Genomic DNA, 19,327 nt, shown 5'->3' on the forward strand with positions numbered 1-19,327 from the left:
ACCCATTAATTCTTTTCGTCGCCGATCAGTCGACCTTCGGTTCGGCCGGAAACCGTGCGCGAGCCTTCGCGAACATCGTTCGTGCCGGGACTGTGCCGGCTTCGCTGGCCGTCGTGCCGACCCAGCGCCAGTGCCACGGTTCCCATTTCACCTGTTGTTTGTTGCCCGCCGGGAACGACATTTCGAAACCGAACCGGGCGGCGTTGGCGCGGAGCCAGCGGCCGGTGGGGGTAGCGCCGAAACAGGCGTCGGCATCGCACGCAGGCGCGGTCGCACTGCCGAAGTCGATGACGTAACCGGTCGAATGCTCGCTGAACCCCGGCGGGGCGGAGGCCCAGGAGCGTTCGGCGAAGCTGCCCGAGCCATCGGGACCGATACCGCCGCAAAAGGTCAGTTGCTGGAGCGCGACCGAACGATGGCACGATACCGCGCGCACCGTGCCTGCGACCACCGGATAGGCATCGGCAGCGGCGAGCAGGCGGGTGAGGTCGGGCAGCATCGCCGGGTGGACCTTGCACGACGCGCCCAATGCCGGCGGGGCGTCGATCAGCGTGCTTGCCGCTGTGTCGGGATAGGGGAAATGATGGAACAGGCGACCGTCGGCGGTACGCTGGACGGTGCCGCGTCCGCACAGCGCGACCGGGCCGGTGACCGGAGCAGACGGGGTCGGGATCGCTGCCGGTGGCGGCGCGGCCGGCGTGGCGACCGGGGAGGGCGCAGCGACCGGCACCGGAGCCTGCGGCGTCGCTGGCGCGCAGCCGGCGAGCGGGATCATGAGACAGGTAAGGACGAAGGATCGACGCACGATGGTCTCCGGCTTGGGCGGTTGACCGCGCGAGCGCACTGGCACGGCGTCGCCAACGATGGCAAGGGAGGCAAATGCTCGACGACCTAGTCCTGTTCATCGACGGCGAAGCGATCGTCCTCGACAAGCCCGCCGGCCTGCCGGTCGATCCGCCTCGTGACGGATCGCCCAGCATCGTCAGCCGCGCGGACGAACTGCGCTTCACCTTCCAACGCGAACCGACGCCGGTACACCGGCTCGACCGCGATACCAGCGGCTGCCTGTTGCTGGCGCGCAATCCCAAGGCGCATGCCCGGTTCCAGCAGGCATTCGAACAGGGGCGGGTGACCAAACGCTATCTGGCGATCCTCGACGGTATCCCCGCCGGCGAATCGGGCGAGATCGACATGGCGCTGGCCAAGGTCAGCAGCATCGAGGACGGCTGGCGGATGGTCGGCGATGCGAAGGGCAAGCCGGCGCGGACCAACTGGCGCGTCCTGCGGACGGTCGGCGACCGCGCGCTGGTCGCGCTGTTCCCCGAAACGGGCCGTACCCACCAGATCCGCGTACACATGGCCGAGGGGCTGGGCTGTCCGGTGGCGGGCGATCCGGTCTATGGGCAGGGCGGGCGAAGCGGCATGTTGCTCCACGCCGTCGGCCTGATGGTGCCGCGCGACAACAAGCCCGCGATCGACGTGACCGCGCCGTGGCCGCGCAGCTTCGTCGCGGCGGGGTTCGACGAAATCTAAAGTGCCGCGCATCCCGATCACCCGGTCGATCTCGATCGATAGCGGCGAGCTGGTCGAAAGCTTTACCCGTGCGTCGGGTCCGGGCGGACAGCATGTCAACACGACCGACAGCGCGGTCCTGTTGCGGTTCGACGTGGGTGCGTCGCCGGGACTGCCCGATGCGGTCAAGAACCGGCTGGCGGTGCTGGCGGGATCGCGACTGACCAAGGACGGGGTGCTGACGCTGCGCGCCGATGGGTCGCGATCGCAGGAGATGAACCGGCGCGAAGTGCGCGAGCGGTTGTTCGACCTGATCCGCGAGGCGACGATCGTGCCGAAGAAGCGCCGCGCGACCAAACCGACCAAGGCGTCGCAGGTACGGCGGGTCGATGCGAAGAAGGGGCGGTCGCAGGTCAAGGCCGGGCGGGGCAAAGTGCGGATGGATTAGATCCTCCCCGGAACGGGGAGGGGGACCGCCGCGAAGCGGTGGTGGAGGGGGAGGTCCGCATACGGAACGGTTGCATTGCGTGGCGATCCCCCTCCACCAGCTTCGCTGGTCCCCCTCCCCGCGAGCGGGGAGGATTGGAACGCGGCTCCGTTCCGCCTACATCGCGAGGCATGTACCAGTTCGATATTGCCACCGGCGCCAAGGGCGACCTGTACCGCGACCTGCTCGGCGCGCTCGACGCGCTGACGGCGGACGAGCGCGACGCGATCGCCAACATGGCCAATGCGTCGGCATTGCTGATGCAATATCTGCCCGATCTCAACTGGGCGGGATTTTATCGGCTGGTCGGGGACGAACTGGTGCTCGGCCCGTTTCAGGGCAAGGCGGCGTGCATCCGCATCGCGATGGGGCGCGGGGTGTGCGGCACGGCAGCGGCTTCGCGCGAAAGCCAGCTGGTCGCCGACGTCCATGCGTTTCCCGGCCACATCGCCTGCGACGCCGATAGCCGCAGCGAACTGGTGGTGCCGGTCGTGGTCGGCGAGCGGCTGATCGGGGTGCTCGACCTCGACAGCCCGTTGCCGGGACGGTTCGATGATGCGGATCGGGCGGGATGCGAGGCACTGGTCGCGGTGCTGGGGCCACGGATCGCCTGACCCGGCACGGGACGGGCGGGACACCGGCACCGGATTGGCCCGGAACCGGGCGGCATGATAGGGCGTCGAACCGTTGTTTCGCCGTTCAGGGAGTTTTTCGGCCGATGCGAACGCCGTTCTTTGCTGCCGCCGTTGCGCTCCTTGCCACCTCCGGCCTGACCATCGGTGTCGCACAGGCGCAGCGCGTGGGGCAGGCACCTGCGGCGCTGCCGCGCGGGGCGGCGGTCCAGGCCGGTGCGCCGCGCGTGAACCTGCCCGGACCGCGTTGGGGCGGGAAGGTGCGCGGGCGCTGGGTCGGCGGCACCTATGCGCCGGGCGGATGGGCGGCGTATCGCCCGCCGGCGCGCGGCTGGGTCTTGCCGCGCTACTGGGTCGCCCCGAGCTTCTTCATTCAGGACTGGTCGGGCTATGGGCTGAGCCGGCCACAGGCGGGCTATGGCTGGTATCGCTATTATGACGATGCCGTGCTCGCCGATCGCGACGGGCGGGTCTATGACGTTCGCAGCGGCCTTGATTGGGACGCGCGTGATACCGGGCGCTATGTCCGCGACGATCGCGACTATGAACGCTATGCGGCCGAACGGCGCGATGACGGCATCGGCGGGGCCGTGATCGGCGGTGTCGCGGGCGCGGTGGCCGGGAACGTGATCGCCGGACGCGGCAACCGGCTGGGCGGTACGGTGCTGGGGGCCGGGGTCGGCGCGCTGGCCGGCACCGCGATCGACCGGGCCGAGGATCGCCGCGCTCCGCCGCCGCCGCCACCCCCGCCGCAGCCGGGTTACGGGGCGGAGTATCCGCTGCCGTATGAAGACGTGCCGATTGCGCCCGACGATCGCCATGACGACGGCTTCGACGACCTGCCCGTTGCGCCGGAGGTCGTGTTCGGCCCGATGCGCGAGCAGGTGCAGCCGATCGGACCGCCTCCGCCGTCCCGTACGCGCTATGTCGAGCGGCATATCGGCGCGGCGCCCGTCGCGCGCAGTTACACCACGACGACCACCACGACCGAGGGGCCGGCGGGGGGGTATGTCGCCGATGGCTATTACTATCCGCCCCGCACGATCACGACGGTGACGGTCGAGCATCCGACGGTGGTCACGACGACGACCGAGGACGTCGTGACCTATGAGCCGCGGCGGGCTGCGCCGCGGCGGGTGTATCGGTCGAAGATGTTGCGGCGGTAGAAAAGGTCAGCGGGGCGGGCTGCCGGCGAAGGTCGGTATGCTCTCCGCACCGTTCGCCGACAGCGACGACACCGCGACGAAGTGATCGTCGACGATGACGCCCTTCAGCACCGCTTCGACGCCGGTGACGTCGCGCTGCTCGGTCCACGCCTGCGCATCGTTGCGCCGCCAGCGGATGCGATAGCCGGCGGCGTTCGCGACCGGCGACCAGCGGACCTTGGTGTCGGTCGACAGCGCACCTTCGATCGATGCGGTCACGGGGGCGGCCGGTGCGGCGGCCAGTCGGGCGATCGTCGCGACGTTCAGCGCGGTGACCTTCGCCAGATAAGAAAAGTCCATCCGGTCGATCGTGTCGCCATAGATCCGCGTTCCGTCGCGGCGCAGGTCCTGATGTTGCGCATCGTAATTTTCGACACCGACCGAAAACCGTATCGCAGGATAGCCCAGCTTCAGAAACGGTTCGTGGTCGCCGCCCCGGCCGAAGCGGTCGGGCCGTCGGTCGAGAAACGCGTCGACGCCGCCGGGCAGGGTCGCGGCCACGACATCGACGGTCTTGGCCAGCGCGCGCGACGGGCCATCGTACTCGCCACCGGCGGCGCGGCGGGCGATCTGCTGATCGATCGATTCGGACGCGCGAATGCCTTCCGAAAAGACGCGCACCCGGTCGGCGACGCGGCGACCATCCTGTCCGATGGTGTTGCCGACGATGTCGTTGTTCAGCACGGCGGTCACCACCCAGCCCTTTTCCCGGGCGGTGTCGGCCAGCAGTTGCGCGCCCCACAGCCCCTGTTCCTCGCCCGACAGCGCGGCATAGACGATGGTCGCGTCGAATTTCTCCTTCGACAGGATACGTGCCGCCTCCAGCATCAGCGCCACGCCCGACGCATCGTCGTTCGCGCCCGGCGCGTCGCTGGTCGCGTCCATCACGTCGCTGACCCGGCTGTCGATATGGCCCATGACGATCACGACTCGGCGGGGATCGCGTCCCCGCTGGAAGCCCAGCACGTCGACGACGTTCACGCCCTGCGGCGCACGGGGGCCGGTAAAGCCGCGCGCGATGTTCGCGACGGTGATGCAATCACCGCAATCGCGTCCGATCCGGGTCAGTTCGTCGGCGAACCACCGCCGCGCCGCGCCGATGCCGCGCGTCGGATGATCGGAGTCGGACGCGGTATGGCGCGTGCCAAAGCCGACCAATCTGGCGACGTCGGCGCGCAGCCGATCGGGCTTGGGGGCGTCGCGGGCCGGGGCGGCGGTGGCGAGCAACAGGGCGGGCAGGAGCAGAATCTGGCGCATTTGCGGGAGGATGCAATCTTATCCGCAGCGGCTCAACCGGTTTCGGCAGATACCCGTTGCGCGCGAAAACCCACCGGCCGGATGGTTAAATTGTCTAAATAGAATGTTTGGTTTCGTTTTTTGCAATTGCTAACGGACCGGGTGCGGTGCACAACGACTGTGCCTTTCAGGCATCCTCTCCTAAAACTTTACAGGGTCGGCTTTGCCGGCCCTTTTTTTTGTGCCGCTTCCGCGCTAACGGCCCCTCACCAGTGCTGCGCTGAATAATAAGAGAGGACGCTGCCGGACATCCGGCGAACAGCAGCAGCCCGCGGGGGATCGAGCGCGACTCGCAAGCGACGCTCTCCCCCGCACGGTATCTCTATCGCTGCATGACGTTGCGAAGCTGAACGCCGGCTGTCCGGCGATCAGCTCAGGCGGTCGATCCCGGCACGATCGAGGCTGCCGGGGATGATCATCAACGGGACGGGCAGCGCGCCGGCATCGGTTCCGGCGAAATGGGTGACCAGCGGTCCCGGTGATCCGGTCGCGGCGGCGCCCAGCACCAGCGCGGCGATATCGGGATTGGCGGCGATCATCTCGCGCACGATTCGCGGGCCGTCGCCGGTGCGGACCGTCAGATGCGGTTGCAGTCCCGACTCGGCGATCAGCGTGCCTGCCGCCGCCTGTACCAAGGCTTCGGCGCGTTCGGTCGCCTCCTCCTCGATCGTCGCCTGCACGCCGCCCCAAGGGGCGAATTCCTGCGGCTCGACCAGCGCCAATACCTCGACGCCACCATTGGTTTTGACCGCGCGACGGGCGGCGAAACGGAGCGCAACGGCGCTTTCGGGGCTTTCGTCGACGACGACCAGATATGTCCGCACGATGTCCTCCGCTCCGGAACGGCGTTCATGCGCCGGTTCGGCGGCGTCGTGCAAGCTGTACCGGGGCTTGACCCGGACGCGCCCGACAGCGAAGAGGCGCGACGAGCCTGAGAGGACCAATCTGCCCCATGCCGATCGAGATCAAGATGCCCGCCCTGTCCCCGACCATGGAAGAGGGGACGCTGGCCAAATGGCTGGTGAAGGAAGGTGACACCGTCAAATCCGGTGACATCATGGCGGAAATCGAAACCGACAAGGCGACGATGGAATTCGAAGCCGTGGATGAAGGCACCATCGGCAAGGTCCTGATCGCCGAGGGTACCGACAATGTGAAGGTCGGCGCGGTCATCGCGATCCTGCTGGAAGAGGGCGAGGATGCGTCGGCGATCGACGCTGCGCCCACAAAGGCGGAAACGCCCGAGCCTGCCGACGACCAGTTCAAGGGCAAGCCCGACCCGACCGATCCGAACAAGACCGGCAGCGAAGCCGCGCCGGCTCCTGCGGGTACGTCGGACCACGGCCGTCCGGCCGGTGCCGGTGCCGCGCAGAGCGATGGTGGTCGCGTGAAGGCCAGCCCGCTGGCGCGCCGGATCGCCGCCGACAAGGGCCTCGAGCTGTCGGGTATCGCCGGCAGCGGCCCGAACGGCCGCATCGTCAAGGCCGATGTTGAGAACGCAAAGCCGGGTGCGGCGAGCGCGCCCAAGACCGAATCGGCTGCGCCCGCACCGAGCGCCGCGGCAACTCCCGCTCCGGTCGCAGAAGCACCCAAGCCCGCGGCGGTGTGGTTCGACGATTCGATCCCGCACACGGTCGAGAAGCTGTCGAACATCCGCAAGACGATCGCGCGTCGCCTGACCGAATCGAAGCAGCAGGTTCCGCACATCTATCTGACGGTCGATATCCGTCTGGATGCGTTGCTCAAGCTGCGCGGCGATTTGAACAAGTCGCTCGACGCGCGCGGCGTGAAGCTGTCGGTCAACGATCTGCTGATCAAGGCGCTGGGCGTCGCGCTGGAAAACAGCCCCAAGTGCAACGTCACCTTCCTCGGTAACGAGATGGTGCAGTATTCGCGCGCCGACGTGTCGGTGGCAGTGTCGACGCCGACCGGCCTCATCACGCCGATCATCCGCGATGCCGCGAACAAGGGCGTGGCGAAGATCAGCACCGAGATGAAGGACCTTGGCCGCCGCGCCAAGGAGAACAAGCTGAAGCCCGAGGAATATCAGGGCGGTACCGCGTCGCTGTCGAACATGGGCATGTTCGGCATCAAGCAGTTCGAAGCGGTCATCAATCCGCCGCAGGGCATGATCCTTGCGGTCGGTGCCGGCGAGAAGCGGCCGTACATCGTCGACGATGCGCTGGGCGTGGCGACGGTCATGACTGCGACCGGCAGCTTCGACCACCGCGCGATCGACGGCGCGGACGGGGCGGAGATGCTGAAGCTCTTCAAGGCGCTGGTGGAGTCGCCCCTCGGCCTGATCGCGTAAATGCGTATGCGGCTGCTGACCGAAATCGCCTCTGTCGTTGCCGGACTGGTGGCGGCATGGGGGATCGGTTGGCTGTCGGCATGGTCCTATCCGCGGGGTCGGCACGATATCTGGCTGGTGACATGGGTTTCGATGGCCGTCGTCGTCATTCTCGGCGTGCGACAGGCGCAGCGGGCCATGGCCGAGGAACGTGCCAAGGGGGGGATGCAGGATGGTCGAGAATAACGCCGTGCCGCCGGTCGGCCAGCCTGCGCTGCGCGTGACGGCGATGCCTGCCGATACCAATCCGTATGGCGATATCTTCGGCGGCTGGATCATGTCGCAGATGGACATGGCGGCGGGACTGGTCGCGGCGCGTCATTCCAAGGGGCGCGCGGTGACCATCGCGGTCGACGCCATGCAATTCTACGCACCGGTAGCGGTCGGCGACGAAGTGTCGGTCTATACCGACATGGTGAAGGTCGGGCGCACGTCGATGACGATCGAGGTCGAGGCATGGCGCCGCGATCGGTTCGGCGAGGCGGTCGACCGCGTGACGCAGGCGCGTTTCGTGTTCGTCGCGATCGACGAAGACCGCAAGCCGCGGGCGATCACCGCCTGATCCTGATATCTTCCTGCAATCATTACGGCTGCTCGACCGGGCAGCATCGAGCGAAAAGGTAAAGTGATGGCTGAATCTTACGACCTGATCGTGCTCGGCTCCGGCCCCGGCGGCTATGTCGCGGCGATCCGCGCGAGCCAGCTTGGCCTGAAGGTCGCGATCGTCGAGCGCGAGCGGCTGGGCGGCATCTGCCTCAACTGGGGCTGCATTCCGACCAAGGCGCTGCTGCGCTCGGCCGAAATCTATCACTACATGATGCACGCCGCGCAATACGGCCTGTCGAACGAAAAGCCGGCGTTCGACCTCGCCAAGGTCGTCGATCGCAGCCGCAAGGTCGCCGGGCAGCTGAATGCCGGCGTCAAGGGGCTGATGAAGAAGAACAAGGTCGTCGTCCATGAAGGCGTCGGCACGATCACTGCCAAGGGCAAGCTGAGCGTCAAGCAGGGCGACAAGACCACCGAACTCGAAGCCAAGCATATCATCATCGCGACCGGTGCGCGTGCCCGCGACCTGCCGTTCGCCAAGGCCGATGGCGCGAAGATCTGGACGTACCGTCATGCGATGGTGCCGCCCGAAATGCCGACCAAGCTGCTGGTCATCGGCTCGGGCGCGATCGGTGTCGAGTTCGCCAGCTTCTACAACGACATGGGTGCCGACGTGACGATCGTCGAGATGCTCGACCGGATCATGCCGGTCGAAGACGTCGAGGTCAGCGAGTTCATGCACAAGGCGCTGACCAAGCAGGGCATGACGATCAAGACCAAGTCGGGCCTCGAAAAGCTGGAAGCGAGCCCGGCAGGGGTCAAGGCCGCGATCAAGGGGCCGGACGGCAAGGTCGAACAGGTCGAGTTCAGCCACGCGATCGTCGCGATCGGCATCGTGCCCAATACCGAGAATATCGGCATGGAGGCGCTGAAGATCGAGGCCGAGCGCGGCCACATCAAGACCGACGGCTATGGCAAGACCAATGTCGACGGCATCTGGGCGATCGGCGACGTGACCGGTGCGCCGTGGCTGGCGCACAAGGCGAGCCATGAGGGCGTCATCGCCGCCGAAGCCATCGCCAAGGCGCTGGGCAACAAGGACGTCCATCCGCACGCGATGGACAAAAACAACATCCCCGGCTGCACCTATGCCCGGCCGCAGGTCGCCAGCGTCGGCTTTACCGAGGCGAAGGCCAAGGAAGCGGGCTACAGCGTCAAGGTCGGCAAATTCCCGTTCATCGGCAACGGCAAGGCGATCGCGCTGGGCGAGGCCGAAGGCTTCGTGAAGACGGTGTTCGATGCCAGGACCGGCGAACTGCTGGGCGCGCACATGGTCGGCGCGGAAGTGACCGAGATGATCCAGGGCTATGTCATCGCCCGCCAGCTTGAGACGACCGAGAAGGAACTGACCGAGACGGTGTTCGCCCATCCGACGATCTCCGAATCGATGCACGAGTCGGTGCTCGGGGCCTATGGTCGTACGCTGCATATGTAGGACGTGAACGAAGCGTCATCATCATCGCTTGACCCGCGTCGTGCCGCAGCGGCATGGCGCGGGTCCATGAAGCCCTTCCTGCCCGCGGCGGTCGCCGCATCCTTCATGGTTCCACCGCCCGCTGCGGCGCAGACGGTGCAGGAGCTTCAGCGGCAGATCGACGAGTTGAAGGCGGTCATCGCCGAAATGAAGGCGGCGCAGACGGCAGCCAGACCGTCCGTCATCGCCGCTGCACCTGCAACGACGCCGGCCCCGGTCGCGGCCGAGCCTGTAGCCCCGACGCAGGTCGCTGCCGCCCCGGCCAAGCCATCCCGCGAGAAATGGTACGACCGCATCCGGCTGCGCGGCTATACCCAGTTGCGGCTGAACGAGATCATCTCCGGCGATCGCACGGCTCCGGACGGGATCGCCCGGCTGCGCTCGGTCCATGACAGCGGCATCGGCGACGATACCGGCTTCACCTTCCGCCGCATCCGGTTGGTGTTGCAGGGCGATCTGGGCGATCGGGTGTCCTTCTATCTTCAGCCCGATTTCGCGACCGCCGTGTCGAACCAGTCGGTCGGCGAGCGGCGCGAGGGGTTCCTGCAACTGCGCGACGCCTATTTCGATGCGTTCCTCGACACCAACAAGCGGTTTCGCCTGCGCTTCGGCCAGTCGAAGGTGCCGTTCGGGTGGGAGAATATGCAGTCGTCGTCGAACCGGCTGACACTCGACCGCAGCGATGCCATCAACAGCGGGGTGCCGAGCGAGCGCGATATCGGTGTCGTCGCTTATTATACGCCGCAGCAGGTCGACGATATCTGGGAACGGCTGACCAAGGACGGGCAGAAGCTGTTCGGGAATTACGGTGCGTTCGGGATCGGCGTATATAACGGACAGGGCATCAATCGCGAGGAAGCGAATGATGCGGTGATGGCGGTGGCCCTGGCGACATGGCCGTTCGAGATCGGCGGCAAGCAGGTGCTGGAGGTCGGGGCGAGCGGCTATACCAATCGCGTCCAGCCCGAAATCCGCACCGGCGGGGTCAGTCCGGTCGCCTTTGCCGACGATCGCATCGGGCTGCACGCGATCCTGTATCCGCAGCCCTTCGGGGTGCAGGCCGAATGGAATTGGGGGCGCGGGCCGGAATATGACCCGGTGCTGCGCGGCATCACGACACGGTCGCTATATGGCGGCTATGTACAGGGCACCGCGCGGGTGCGGCAGTCGCCGGTCGGGCCGTTCATGCCCTATGTCCGCTGGCAGACCTCTCGCGGCGGGTGGAAGGCGGCGGTCAACGCGCCGCGGCTGGAGACCGACGAGATCGAATTGGGCATCGAGTTCCAGCCGGTGCCGGCGCTGGAACTGACGCTGGCCTATGCGCGGATGGAACGCGCCGAGGCGGACGAACGGCGGTCGGGACGGGCCGAGGGCGACGTGTTCCGGACGCAGTTGCAGCTGAATTATTAGGTTTTTTCCGGCGGGCGCGCGCCAAAGGTCACAAAGGTCACACTTGCGCGCTGTTTGCGCGCGGGACGGGGAGCGGCGGGGTCAAAGAGCTTGGCCGGCTACGGCGTGCCGCAGAATTTGACAGTCGGCTGCGGTGTAGGAAAGTCGGAAAGCGGCGTCGGTCGCGGGCCGATGCGCTGACCGGGCCTTTTCGAAACGGGTAGTCGATCGGGCACCATCGCGTTACGATGACAGGGTCGATGAAACCCCACCGGTCGGATTCCTGTCCGCAATGCTACCGTCGGGCACCCGTTTCGGTCGATCGGGCGGTGGATGCATCAGGGGGCGTTTCCGATGCATGGGCTGGAGAAGGTCCGCGTCGAGTCAGCCTGACCGCGCTGGCCTTCAATCCCGGACGCGCTATCCCCTTCATCGACAGGCCGGCGCTAATCCGGGCGATGCAAGCCTGATCCGGCAGTCATATCCCGCCGTCTCGAATGCGGGAATGACCGTCGCGGACCTGATCAGGCAATCTTCAAGGTGAAGAGAGGGCAAGATGCCGCGACGCCGCGATGGTGTTCCCGACGAACTGTCCTGCGTCGCGCCTCGGACAGGTTGCATGGTGCATCGGGAGGGTTCCGCCCGGAACCCGACACCCACGACGATGCCTGCATTCTGGCATCCCGACATCATCGCGGCAGCGCGTAGACCACCAGCGCATCGCCGGCCTTCGTCTGCAACTGGCCGTGTCCGGTCGCCCCGATCGCCACATATTGCCGGCCCTTGTGCATGTACGTCATCGCCGAGGCTTGTCCGCCCGCCGGAAGGCGCCCGCTCCACAAGAGCCGTCCGGTGGCCGTTTCGAACGCGCGAAGATAGTTGTCCTGCGCCGCGGCGATGAAGGTGAGGCCGGTGGCAGTCGTCACCGCGCCGCCGATGTTCGGGGTGCCGAGCGGGATGCGGACCCGCATCGGCATGCCCAGCGGACCGGCGTCGAAGCCGCTGCCGAGCGGCTTGCTCCATGCCAGCCGGCCGGTGTTCAGGTCGGTCGCGGCGATGAAGCCCCAGGGCGGGGTGTTGCACGGCACGCCCAGGATCGACAGCCAGATCGGCCGGTCGACACCCCATGGCGCACCCTTTTGCGGAGCGACCGTCTGATCCGGGCGGCGCCCGCCGTCGCCGATCGCCGGGTCCGACACGTCCGCGCGGGGGATCAGGCGTACCTGGTTGGCGAGCCGACTGTTGTTGGTGATGACCAGCCCGCGCGCCCGGTCAATCGCCAGCCCGCCCCAGTTGAGCCCACCGATCGTGCCGGGATAGAGCAGCGTGCCGAGGCCCTGATCGGTCGGGGGCGTGTACATCCCGTCATAGCGCATCCGCTGAAACTGGATGCGGCACAGCGCGGCGTCGATCGGGGTCAGGCCGAAGGCGTGGCGCGCGTCGATTCGTTCGGGATTACGCTGCGGCACCCCGGCGAAATTGGGATAGAAGATCGACTGGGGCTGGGTCGGCGACAGTATCTCGCCCGATACGCCTCCCTGTGGTGCGGGCACCTGCGCGATCGGGCGCAACGGGCGACCGGTCGCGGCGTCGAGCACGAACAGCGATCCGGTCTTCGTACCCTGAATCACGACGCGCCGGTTCACGCCGGCGATCGGCAACGTGGTCACAACGGGCTGCGCGCCGAGATCATAGTCGAACCGGTCGCGATCGACCGTGCGGAAGGCCCAGCGCGTCGCACCACTTGCCACGTCCACCGCGACGACGGCGGAGGAGAAACGGTCGTCCGCCGCCTCGCGGTTGCCGCCAAAATGATCGTTGCCGGCATTGCCGGTGGCCAGGAACACCAGCCCCAGCCCTTCGTCGGCGGAAATCACGTTCCAGACGTTGGGCGTCCCCGCTGGCCAGGTTTCCCCGGGCGCAAGCGGCACCTGCGGCCGATCGATCCGCTTGGCGTCCCACGCCCAGCGCAGCCGCCCGTCGGTCGCGTCGTAAGCGCGCACCACGCCCGATGGCGCGTCGCGCCGCTGGTTGTCGCTGACCTGCTGGCCGACGATCACCAGATCGCCGACGACCGCCGGCCCCGAGTTGCTCGACGCATGACCGGGTTCGCGCAACCCCATGCCCGCGGTCAGGTCCACCGTACCGCCGCGCCCGAAGCCGGAGCAGGGGGTGCCCCGCGCGGCATCCAACGCGATCAGCCGTCCGTCCGCCGCCGCGACGAACACCCGCCGCGCACAGGCCGCATCGCCTGCGTCCGCCCGAGCATGATAGCCGACCGCGCGACAGGCGGCACTGAACATCGATTCCATCGCCCGCGGGGCAACGTTCGGATCGAACCGCCAGCGTTCCGCGCCGGTGCCCGGATCGAGCGCGAACACCATGTTGCCCGGAGAGCATAGTAACAGCGTGTCTCCGATCTTGAGCGGCGTGTTCTGTGCCGCGTAGTGGACGCGCTCGTTCGGCTGTTCGTCGCCGGTATGGAAGCGCCATGCCTCGCGCAGCGTGCCGACATTGGCCGGGGTGACCTGTCCGGCGGGGGAGAAACGCTCGCCGGCGTTGGTGCCACCGAACGCCGTCCAGTCGGTATCGGCGGGGTAGGCGACGGAGGCGGCAGCGGTGCCCGGTCCGGTCGGACGCTCCCATGCCAGTGCGATACCGCCGACCACGAGGGCAAGTCCCGCCCCGGTGCCGATGTAGACGACGCGCCGGTGTCGGGCGTCGCCGCTGCCCGCGCGCCATGCGGCGAGGGCGATGACGGCCAGCGCGCCGATCACGCCGATCCGCGCCGCCAGATCGATCGCCCATACCGGCTGCCAGCCCTTGCCCGCGATTTCCCACACGGCCCAGACGATGCTGAGTGCCAGCGCCGCGACCGGTCCGATCAGTCCGAAGGGGTGATGACCGCGCCATGTGGCGATCGCGCCTGCGGTCAGGAGCGCGCCGCAGATCGCGTAATACCAGTTTCCGCCCAATGCGATCAGCCACAGGCCGAGTCCGAGCATCGCCAGCCCCAGCAGCCCGGCGACCGTCTGCACCGCCAGCAGCACGATCCGCCAGCCACCACGCGCGTTTGGCATTCCGATCCTGCCGCCACCCTGCAGCGCACGCGCGATCCGCGGTTTCGTCGAACGGTCGGTCATTTCGGCCCCGCGTGATGTCGATGGTTTTTAAAATGCCGCATCGCAGCAAAGTTCCCGACCAGCATCACAGGCAGGACGGAATGATGAGCAGCGGCACGAACGTGACGGCAGTGGCGACGAAACCGGTCCAGCCCGTCGCCATGGTGGCTCGATCGAGCAACGTCGTTCGTCGGCGCGACAGATACACCGCCGCCAACAGCGTCGCGAGCAGACAGACCAGCCAGGTGGCGACCAGCGCCGTGCGGTGCAGGTCGCCGCCAAGGGCGTCGACCCGGTCCCACCGTCGTGCGCAGCCAATCCCGTGCAGGCCGTACATCAGGCAGAACGCGACGACCCAACCGATCAGCCCTGCCGACAGGCGCAGCAGTACGATCATGCCAGCCACCCCGGCACGACGAGCAGGATCGCACAGAAGGCTCCGGCACCCGCGGCGTGATCGCTCCACAGCCGCACGATCCGAAGCTCGCCCGAACGGGCAGCGGAATGGAAGCCGGCCCGTTGCCGCGCGACGACGAACGCCAGCATCAGCATGGCGACCACCGCATGGAAGACGCCATAAGCAGCGACCGCGGCACTGGTCGCGGCATAGGCATGGCCGGTCGGCGATGGTGCCGCCCCGACCAGCAGCATGACGAGGGCCAGCACAACTGCACCCTGTCCGCCGGCCGCGATCGCCGTCTTGCCCCGTCGTGCCATCACGACGGCACAACCCGCACCCGCTACCGCCAGCAGCGGCGCGAACAGCGAGGGCGCGATCAGCGCGGGCGGCGGCCAGTTGGGTGCCACCGTCCAGAGAAAGGCGTAGCCGAACAGCAATGACGCGAACAGCGTGGCGCTGGCACCGAGCGCCAGGACGCTGCCCCACCAGCCGGTGGTGCGCGCCGCCTCGAAACTGGTCGGCAACCGGCGGTCCTGTCCGACGTCCACCAGCCCGGTGTCCTCGCGCCGCCCATTGGTCCACGCCCAGCGCCAGCCGAGCCACGCCACCACCGGCAGGAATAGCGGCGCGACGACATACAGGCCGGCAAGCATCGACAGAAAGAAGCCGCCGAGTGTCGCGGCCGTGGCGATCGGCAACCAGCTGTTGCCCGGCAGGATCGCGACATGGTCGGGCGTGCCGGTGGTCATGTCGACCGCGATCGTCTCGCGCCAGCCGTTCCGCGCCACCGCCAGCAGCCCCTCACCGCGCGCCAGCCGCACGCCAAGATCGGGCATCGTCGCCAGCGGTTCGCGATCGCTCACCGTGGCGATGCTGGCGAAATTGTAATCCGGGGCCGGGGTGGGCATCGCCCATTCCAGCGTCTGCGCGTTCCAGGGATCGCGCGCGTGCCGTCGACCCAGCCTGATCTGCAGCACGACGTCGATCAGGAACAGCGCGAAACCGAACGCCTGCACGAAGCTGCCGACCGACGACAGCAGGTTCAGGAGCGTCCAGCCCATCCCGTCGGGGTAGGTGTCGACCCGCCGCGGCATTCCAAGCAGTCCGGTCAGGTGCATCAGGAAAAAGGTCATGTTGAAACCGATGAAGATCAGCCAGAACGCCGCTTCGCCGATCCGCATCACCCGCTGCCGTCCGGTAAAATGGGGAAGCCAGTAATAAGCGGCGGCCAGCATCGGGAACACGAACCCGCCGACCAGCACGTAATGCAGATGCGCGGTGACGAACGCGGTATCGTGTGCCTGCCCATCGAACGGGACCATCGCCAGCATCACGCCCGTCAGCCCGCCCAGGACGAAGACGATGAAGAAGCCGATGAGGTACAGCATCGGCAGTTTCATCTCGGGCCGGCCGCCCCACAGCGTGCCGAGCCAGGCGAAGATCTGCACCGCGGTCGGCACCGCGACCAGCGCGGACGCGGCGGAGAAGAAGCCCAGCGCCATGTGCGGAATGCCGGTGGTGAACATGTGGTGGACCCACAGCCCGAAGCTGAGGAAGGCGAGCGCCATGATCGCCGCGACGATCGCACCATATCCCAGCAGCCGGGTGCGCGCCATCACCGGCAGGATGGTCGATACCGCGCCCGCCGCGGGCAGGAAGATGATGTAGACCTCCGGATGGCCGAACAGCCAGAACAGATGCTGCCACAAGAGCGGCGAGCCGCCGAGCGCGGGGTCGAAGAACGGCCATCCGAACGCGCGCTCGATCTCCAGCAGGATCGATCCGAGGATCAATGGCGGGAAGCCGAAGATCATCATCCCCGCCGTCGCCAACATGTACCATGCGAAGATCGGCATCCGGTCCAGCCGCATTCCCGGGGCGCGTAGCTTCAGGACCGAAACCGCGATCTCGATCGCGGCGGACATCGCCGAAATCTCGACAAAGGTGATGCCGAGCAGCCAGACATCGGAGTTGATGCCGGGCGTGAAGGTCTTGCCCGACAGCGGCGGATACAGGAACCATCCCGCGTTGGGCGCGACACCCGCCAGCATCGCGACGATGATGATCGTGCCGCCGAAGAGATAGCACCACCAGCCAAGCGCGGACAGCCGTGGAAAGGCGAGATCGCGGCTGCCCAGCATCTTGGGCAGCAGGTACATCGTCAGCCCCTCGAACATCGGGATGGCGAACAGGAACATCATGATGCTGCCGTGCATCGTGAAGATCTGGTTATAGACCTCCGGCCCGACGAACGCGCTACGCGGCGTGGCGAGCTGCGCGCGGATCAGCATGGCCAGCACGCCGCCGATCGCAAAGAAGACGAAGGCGGCGACGATGAAGCGCTTGCCGATGTCGCTGTGGTTGACCGAGCGCAGCGCGCCGCGCCAGCCCGGTTCGGTACGCCAGATCGCGGTCAGTTCGTGATGCAGTCGCAACGCCTTCATCGCGCGCGCTCCCCAATGAAGGCGGTCCATTCGGCGGCATCGTGCGCGACGACGGTAAAGCCGTGGCCCGCATGGCCGGTCCCGCAATATTCGGCGCATTCGCCGCGATAGGTGCCGGGCAGATCGGCCTGGATCCGCAACGTGCTGGTATGACCCGGTATCGCATCCATCTTGCCTGCGAGGCGCGGCACCCAGAAGCTGTGGATCACGTCCGTTGCGGTGATGCGCAGGTCGACCGGGCGGTTCGCCGGAATATGCAGGACGTCGCGCGTCCGACGCCCGCCGGGATATCCGACATCCCAGGCATATTGCCGCGCGACGATGTCGATCGCGACCGCTCGTTGCGCTGGCAATCGTGATCTGGCGGCTGCACGACGTGCTGTTGCTGGCCTTTGCCGGGGTGCTGGTCGCGGTGATATTGCATGCTGCGGCCGACGGGCTGTGTCGCGTCCTGCCGCTTCGCAAGGGATGGGCGATCGCGCTCGCGGGGGTGCTGATCCTCGGGCTGCTGACCGGCGTCGGCATTCTGTTCGGACAGGAACTTCGGTCGCAACTGTCTGGTCTGGGCGATGCGCTGCCGGACGCATGGCAGCGTTTCGCGGCATGGGTCGGCGAAGACCGCGTGCAAAGCGTGATCGATACGGTCTCCCCGGACGGCTAGACGATCGCATCGGTCGCACAATCGATGTTCGGGATGATGACGGCTGCGATGACCGGACTCTTGCTCGCAGTGCTGGGCGGCATCTACTTTGCGGCCAGCCCGGCCGAGTACCACAAGGGAATGCTGGCGATGCTCCCGCGCTCCGCTCGGTCCCGCGCGGGCGTCGCCGTGCGGGAAACGGGCGATGCGCTGCGCAACTGGCTGCTGGGGCAGTTGGTGTCGATGGCCGCAACCTTTTTCGCCGTGCTGATCGGATTGACGCTGATCGGTGTCCCCTCCGCGCTGGCGCTGGCGATCGTGGCCGGACTGTTCGAATTCATCCCGCTGGTCGGCCCCTTTCTCGGTGCGGTGCCGGCGCTGCTGATCGCGCTGACCACGGGCGTTGAGACATTCATGTGGACGGCGGGCTTCTTCGTCGTGTGGCAGCAGATCGAGGGCAACGCCATGGCACCGCTGGTGATGCGCTTTGCCGTATCGATCCCGCCTGCGGTGACACTGTTCGCGCTCTTCCTGTTCGGTGGCATGTTCGGTATCGTCGGGATACTTCTCGGCGGGCCGCTCACCGTCGCAGCCTGGGTATTGGTCAGGTGCCTGTGGATCGAGCCCCGTAAACCGGAAACGGTGAGCCGCGATGACGACTGAAACATCGACTGCGCTGCCCGCGTGGTTCCCCCGGCATGTGCCGTCGCTGGCGGTGTCGATCGCAGGGACGGTGGCGATCGTCGCGGTGGCCACCGTGGTGCGATATCTCCTGGGGCAACCGCTCCAGAGTTTCCCGACGCTGCTGTTCTCGCCGGCGGTATTTCTCGCGGCCCTGCTGTTCGATCGCCGATGCGGGCTTCTTGCCATCGCCCTGTCGACGGCCAGTTCGGCCTATTTCTTCATCTACCCATATAACAGCCTTACGCTGCCGCTGGCCAGCCTCGTCCCGCTCGGCATATTCATCCTGACCAGCGGCTTCGTCGTCACCGTCACCGATACGCTGCGTCAGGTCGCGGCGCGGCTCGACCGGGCGGAGCGCAACAAGAGCCTGTTGCTGGACGAGCTGGCGCACCGGACCAAGAATGATTTGGCGATCATCGGGTCCGCCCTGCAACTTCAGGCGCGCTCCAGTCGCGATCCGGCGGTGCAGGAAGCGCTGGCGACGGCCGTCGCGCGCGTCAACGTGATCGCTGCGGCGCAGGACCGGCTGCGCTACCGCGAAGGCATCGGAGAAGTGGATATCGGCGACTATCTGCGCGGGCTATGCACGGGATTGGGCGATCTGCTGCGGGGCATCCGGCCAATTGCAGTGCGGCTCGAAGCGTCCACGATCGCGATCAGCAGTGCCGATGCGGTCACGATCGGGCTGATCGTCAACGAACTCGTCACCAACGCCTTCAAATATGCATTCCCCGACGATCGCGGGGGTGCAGTGGACGTGATCGTGGAACGAACGAGCCGCGGCTTGCGGATCGACGTCCGCGACGATGGTGCCGGTTGCGCCGAAGACGTGGTCAGCGGCATGGGTTCCCGCCTCGTCCGCCTGCTGGCCAAGCAGCGGAACGGCGTGGTTTCGCGCCAGAAGACCGACACCGGCTGCCACTTCACCGCGACGCTCGACCTGGAGTATCCGGGAGACGGTCGTACCGAGGCATGATGATGCCGGAGAGATTCAATGTGCGTTGGTCGCGGGCCCATCCGTAACGGCGCGAGCCAATGGTGGAGGGGACGGCCGGGGAGGCGTCGGGTACGAACGGTGGGAATCCG

At 67.1% G+C, this 19,327-nt stretch carries 19 protein-coding genes; 12 read left to right on the plus strand and 7 right to left on the minus strand.

The features are described from left to right. Positions 1-25: 25 nt before the first annotated feature. Positions 26-775: a M15 family metallopeptidase gene (locus ASE70_RS20260; protein WP_056500164.1), complete on the minus strand. Its 750-nt coding sequence runs from the start codon at positions 773-775 to the stop codon at positions 26-28. Positions 776-879: 104 nt separating this feature from the next. Here ASE70_RS20260 and ASE70_RS00150 point away from each other — a divergent pair, with 104 nt between their 5' ends. From ASE70_RS00150 to ASE70_RS00165, 4 genes are all read left to right on the plus strand, one after another. Then, entirely contained in the window at positions 880-1,533 is a 654-nt protein-coding gene (locus ASE70_RS00150; RefSeq protein ID WP_056500167.1) for an RluA family pseudouridine synthase, read from the plus strand. Position 1,534: 1 nt separating this feature from the next. Further along, complete coding sequence (gene arfB / locus ASE70_RS00155; protein ID WP_056403003.1) at positions 1,535-1,960, plus strand: alternative ribosome rescue aminoacyl-tRNA hydrolase ArfB; 426 nt, start codon at positions 1,535-1,537, stop codon at positions 1,958-1,960. 170 nt (positions 1,961-2,130) lie between these two features. After that, on the plus strand, positions 2,131-2,613 hold the full coding sequence (locus ASE70_RS00160; protein ID WP_056500170.1) for a GAF domain-containing protein: 483 nt from the start codon (positions 2,131-2,133) through the stop codon (positions 2,611-2,613). A gap of 104 nt (positions 2,614-2,717) precedes the next feature. Continuing rightward, positions 2,718-3,797: an RcnB family protein gene (locus ASE70_RS00165; RefSeq protein ID WP_056500174.1), complete on the plus strand. Its 1,080-nt coding sequence runs from the start codon at positions 2,718-2,720 to the stop codon at positions 3,795-3,797. A gap of 6 nt (positions 3,798-3,803) precedes the next feature. On the opposite strand, the gene ASE70_RS00170 is transcribed toward ASE70_RS00165, so the two are convergent. Further along, on the minus strand, positions 3,804-5,093 hold the full coding sequence (locus ASE70_RS00170) for a M20/M25/M40 family metallo-hydrolase (protein WP_056500176.1): 1,290 nt from the start codon (positions 5,091-5,093) through the stop codon (positions 3,804-3,806). Between the two features lie 407 nt (positions 5,094-5,500). Beyond that, positions 5,501-5,956, minus strand: coding sequence for a universal stress protein (locus ASE70_RS00175; RefSeq protein ID WP_056403454.1), 456 nt, complete (start codon positions 5,954-5,956; stop codon positions 5,501-5,503). Between the two features lie 128 nt (positions 5,957-6,084). Here ASE70_RS00175 and ASE70_RS00180 point away from each other — a divergent pair, with 128 nt between their 5' ends. The 5 genes from ASE70_RS00180 to ASE70_RS00200 all read left to right on the plus strand — a co-directional run bounded on the left by ASE70_RS00180 (position 6,085) and on the right by ASE70_RS00200 (position 10,972). Further along, positions 6,085-7,443, plus strand: a complete 1,359-nt coding sequence (locus tag ASE70_RS00180) for a pyruvate dehydrogenase complex dihydrolipoamide acetyltransferase (RefSeq protein WP_056403014.1) — start codon at positions 6,085-6,087, stop codon at positions 7,441-7,443. After that, complete coding sequence (locus tag ASE70_RS00185) at positions 7,444-7,668, plus strand: hypothetical protein (protein ID WP_235512401.1); 225 nt, start codon at positions 7,444-7,446, stop codon at positions 7,666-7,668. After that, positions 7,655-8,044 carry an acyl-CoA thioesterase gene (locus ASE70_RS00190; RefSeq protein WP_056403017.1) on the plus strand — a complete coding sequence of 130 codons (390 nt, stop codon included), beginning with the start codon at positions 7,655-7,657 and terminating at the stop codon, positions 8,042-8,044. Before ASE70_RS00185 ends, ASE70_RS00190 begins: the two co-directional genes overlap by 14 nt. 66 nt (positions 8,045-8,110) lie before the next feature. Beyond that, positions 8,111-9,523 carry a dihydrolipoyl dehydrogenase gene (gene lpdA / locus ASE70_RS00195; RefSeq protein WP_056500179.1) on the plus strand — a complete coding sequence of 471 codons (1,413 nt, stop codon included), beginning with the start codon at positions 8,111-8,113 and terminating at the stop codon, positions 9,521-9,523. A 66-nt stretch (positions 9,524-9,589) separates the two neighbouring features. Continuing rightward, positions 9,590-10,972 (plus strand): porin, encoded by a 1,383-nt coding sequence (locus ASE70_RS00200; RefSeq protein WP_056500181.1) that lies wholly within the window; start codon positions 9,590-9,592, stop codon positions 10,970-10,972. A gap of 668 nt (positions 10,973-11,640) precedes the next feature. Here ASE70_RS00200 and ASE70_RS00205 read toward each other — a convergent pair. The 4 genes from ASE70_RS00205 to ASE70_RS19430 form a co-directional block, all read right to left on the minus strand. Further along, on the minus strand, positions 11,641-14,094 hold the full coding sequence (locus ASE70_RS00205) for an outer membrane protein assembly factor BamB family protein (protein WP_082450456.1): 2,454 nt from the start codon (positions 14,092-14,094) through the stop codon (positions 11,641-11,643). Between the two features lie 64 nt (positions 14,095-14,158). Further along, a complete protein-coding gene (locus ASE70_RS00210; RefSeq protein WP_056403025.1) occupies positions 14,159-14,470 on the minus strand; it encodes a hypothetical protein in 312 nt (103 codons plus the stop codon). Continuing rightward, positions 14,467-16,917 (minus strand): cytochrome c oxidase subunit I, encoded by a 2,451-nt coding sequence (gene ctaD / locus ASE70_RS00215; RefSeq protein WP_056500186.1) that lies wholly within the window; start codon positions 16,915-16,917, stop codon positions 14,467-14,469. The genes ASE70_RS00210 and ctaD overlap by 4 nt, the downstream gene beginning before the upstream one ends. Next, positions 16,914-17,270, minus strand: a complete 357-nt coding sequence (locus tag ASE70_RS19430; RefSeq protein ID WP_235519478.1) for a cytochrome c oxidase subunit II — start codon at positions 17,268-17,270, stop codon at positions 16,914-16,916. Before ASE70_RS19430 ends, ctaD begins: the two co-directional genes overlap by 4 nt. 2 nt (positions 17,271-17,272) lie before the next feature. Between ASE70_RS19430 and ASE70_RS19435 the strand changes: the two genes are divergently transcribed. The 3 genes from ASE70_RS19435 to ASE70_RS00235 are packed head-to-tail and all read left to right on the plus strand — an operon-like array spanning position 17,273 to position 19,217. Next, positions 17,273-17,578: a hypothetical protein gene (locus ASE70_RS19435; RefSeq protein WP_056500190.1), complete on the plus strand. Its 306-nt coding sequence runs from the start codon at positions 17,273-17,275 to the stop codon at positions 17,576-17,578. A 3-nt stretch (positions 17,579-17,581) separates the two neighbouring features. Beyond that, positions 17,582-18,220: an AI-2E family transporter gene (locus tag ASE70_RS00230; RefSeq protein WP_268795531.1), complete on the plus strand. Its 639-nt coding sequence runs from the start codon at positions 17,582-17,584 to the stop codon at positions 18,218-18,220. After that, positions 18,210-19,217 carry a sensor histidine kinase gene (locus tag ASE70_RS00235; RefSeq protein ID WP_082450461.1) on the plus strand — a complete coding sequence of 336 codons (1,008 nt, stop codon included), beginning with the start codon at positions 18,210-18,212 and terminating at the stop codon, positions 19,215-19,217. The genes ASE70_RS00230 and ASE70_RS00235 overlap by 11 nt, the downstream gene beginning before the upstream one ends. Positions 19,218-19,327: the final 110 nt, after the last annotated feature.

This window comes from Sphingomonas sp. Leaf22, assembly GCF_001421715.1.
GTDB lineage: Bacteria > Pseudomonadota > Alphaproteobacteria > Sphingomonadales > Sphingomonadaceae > Sphingomonas.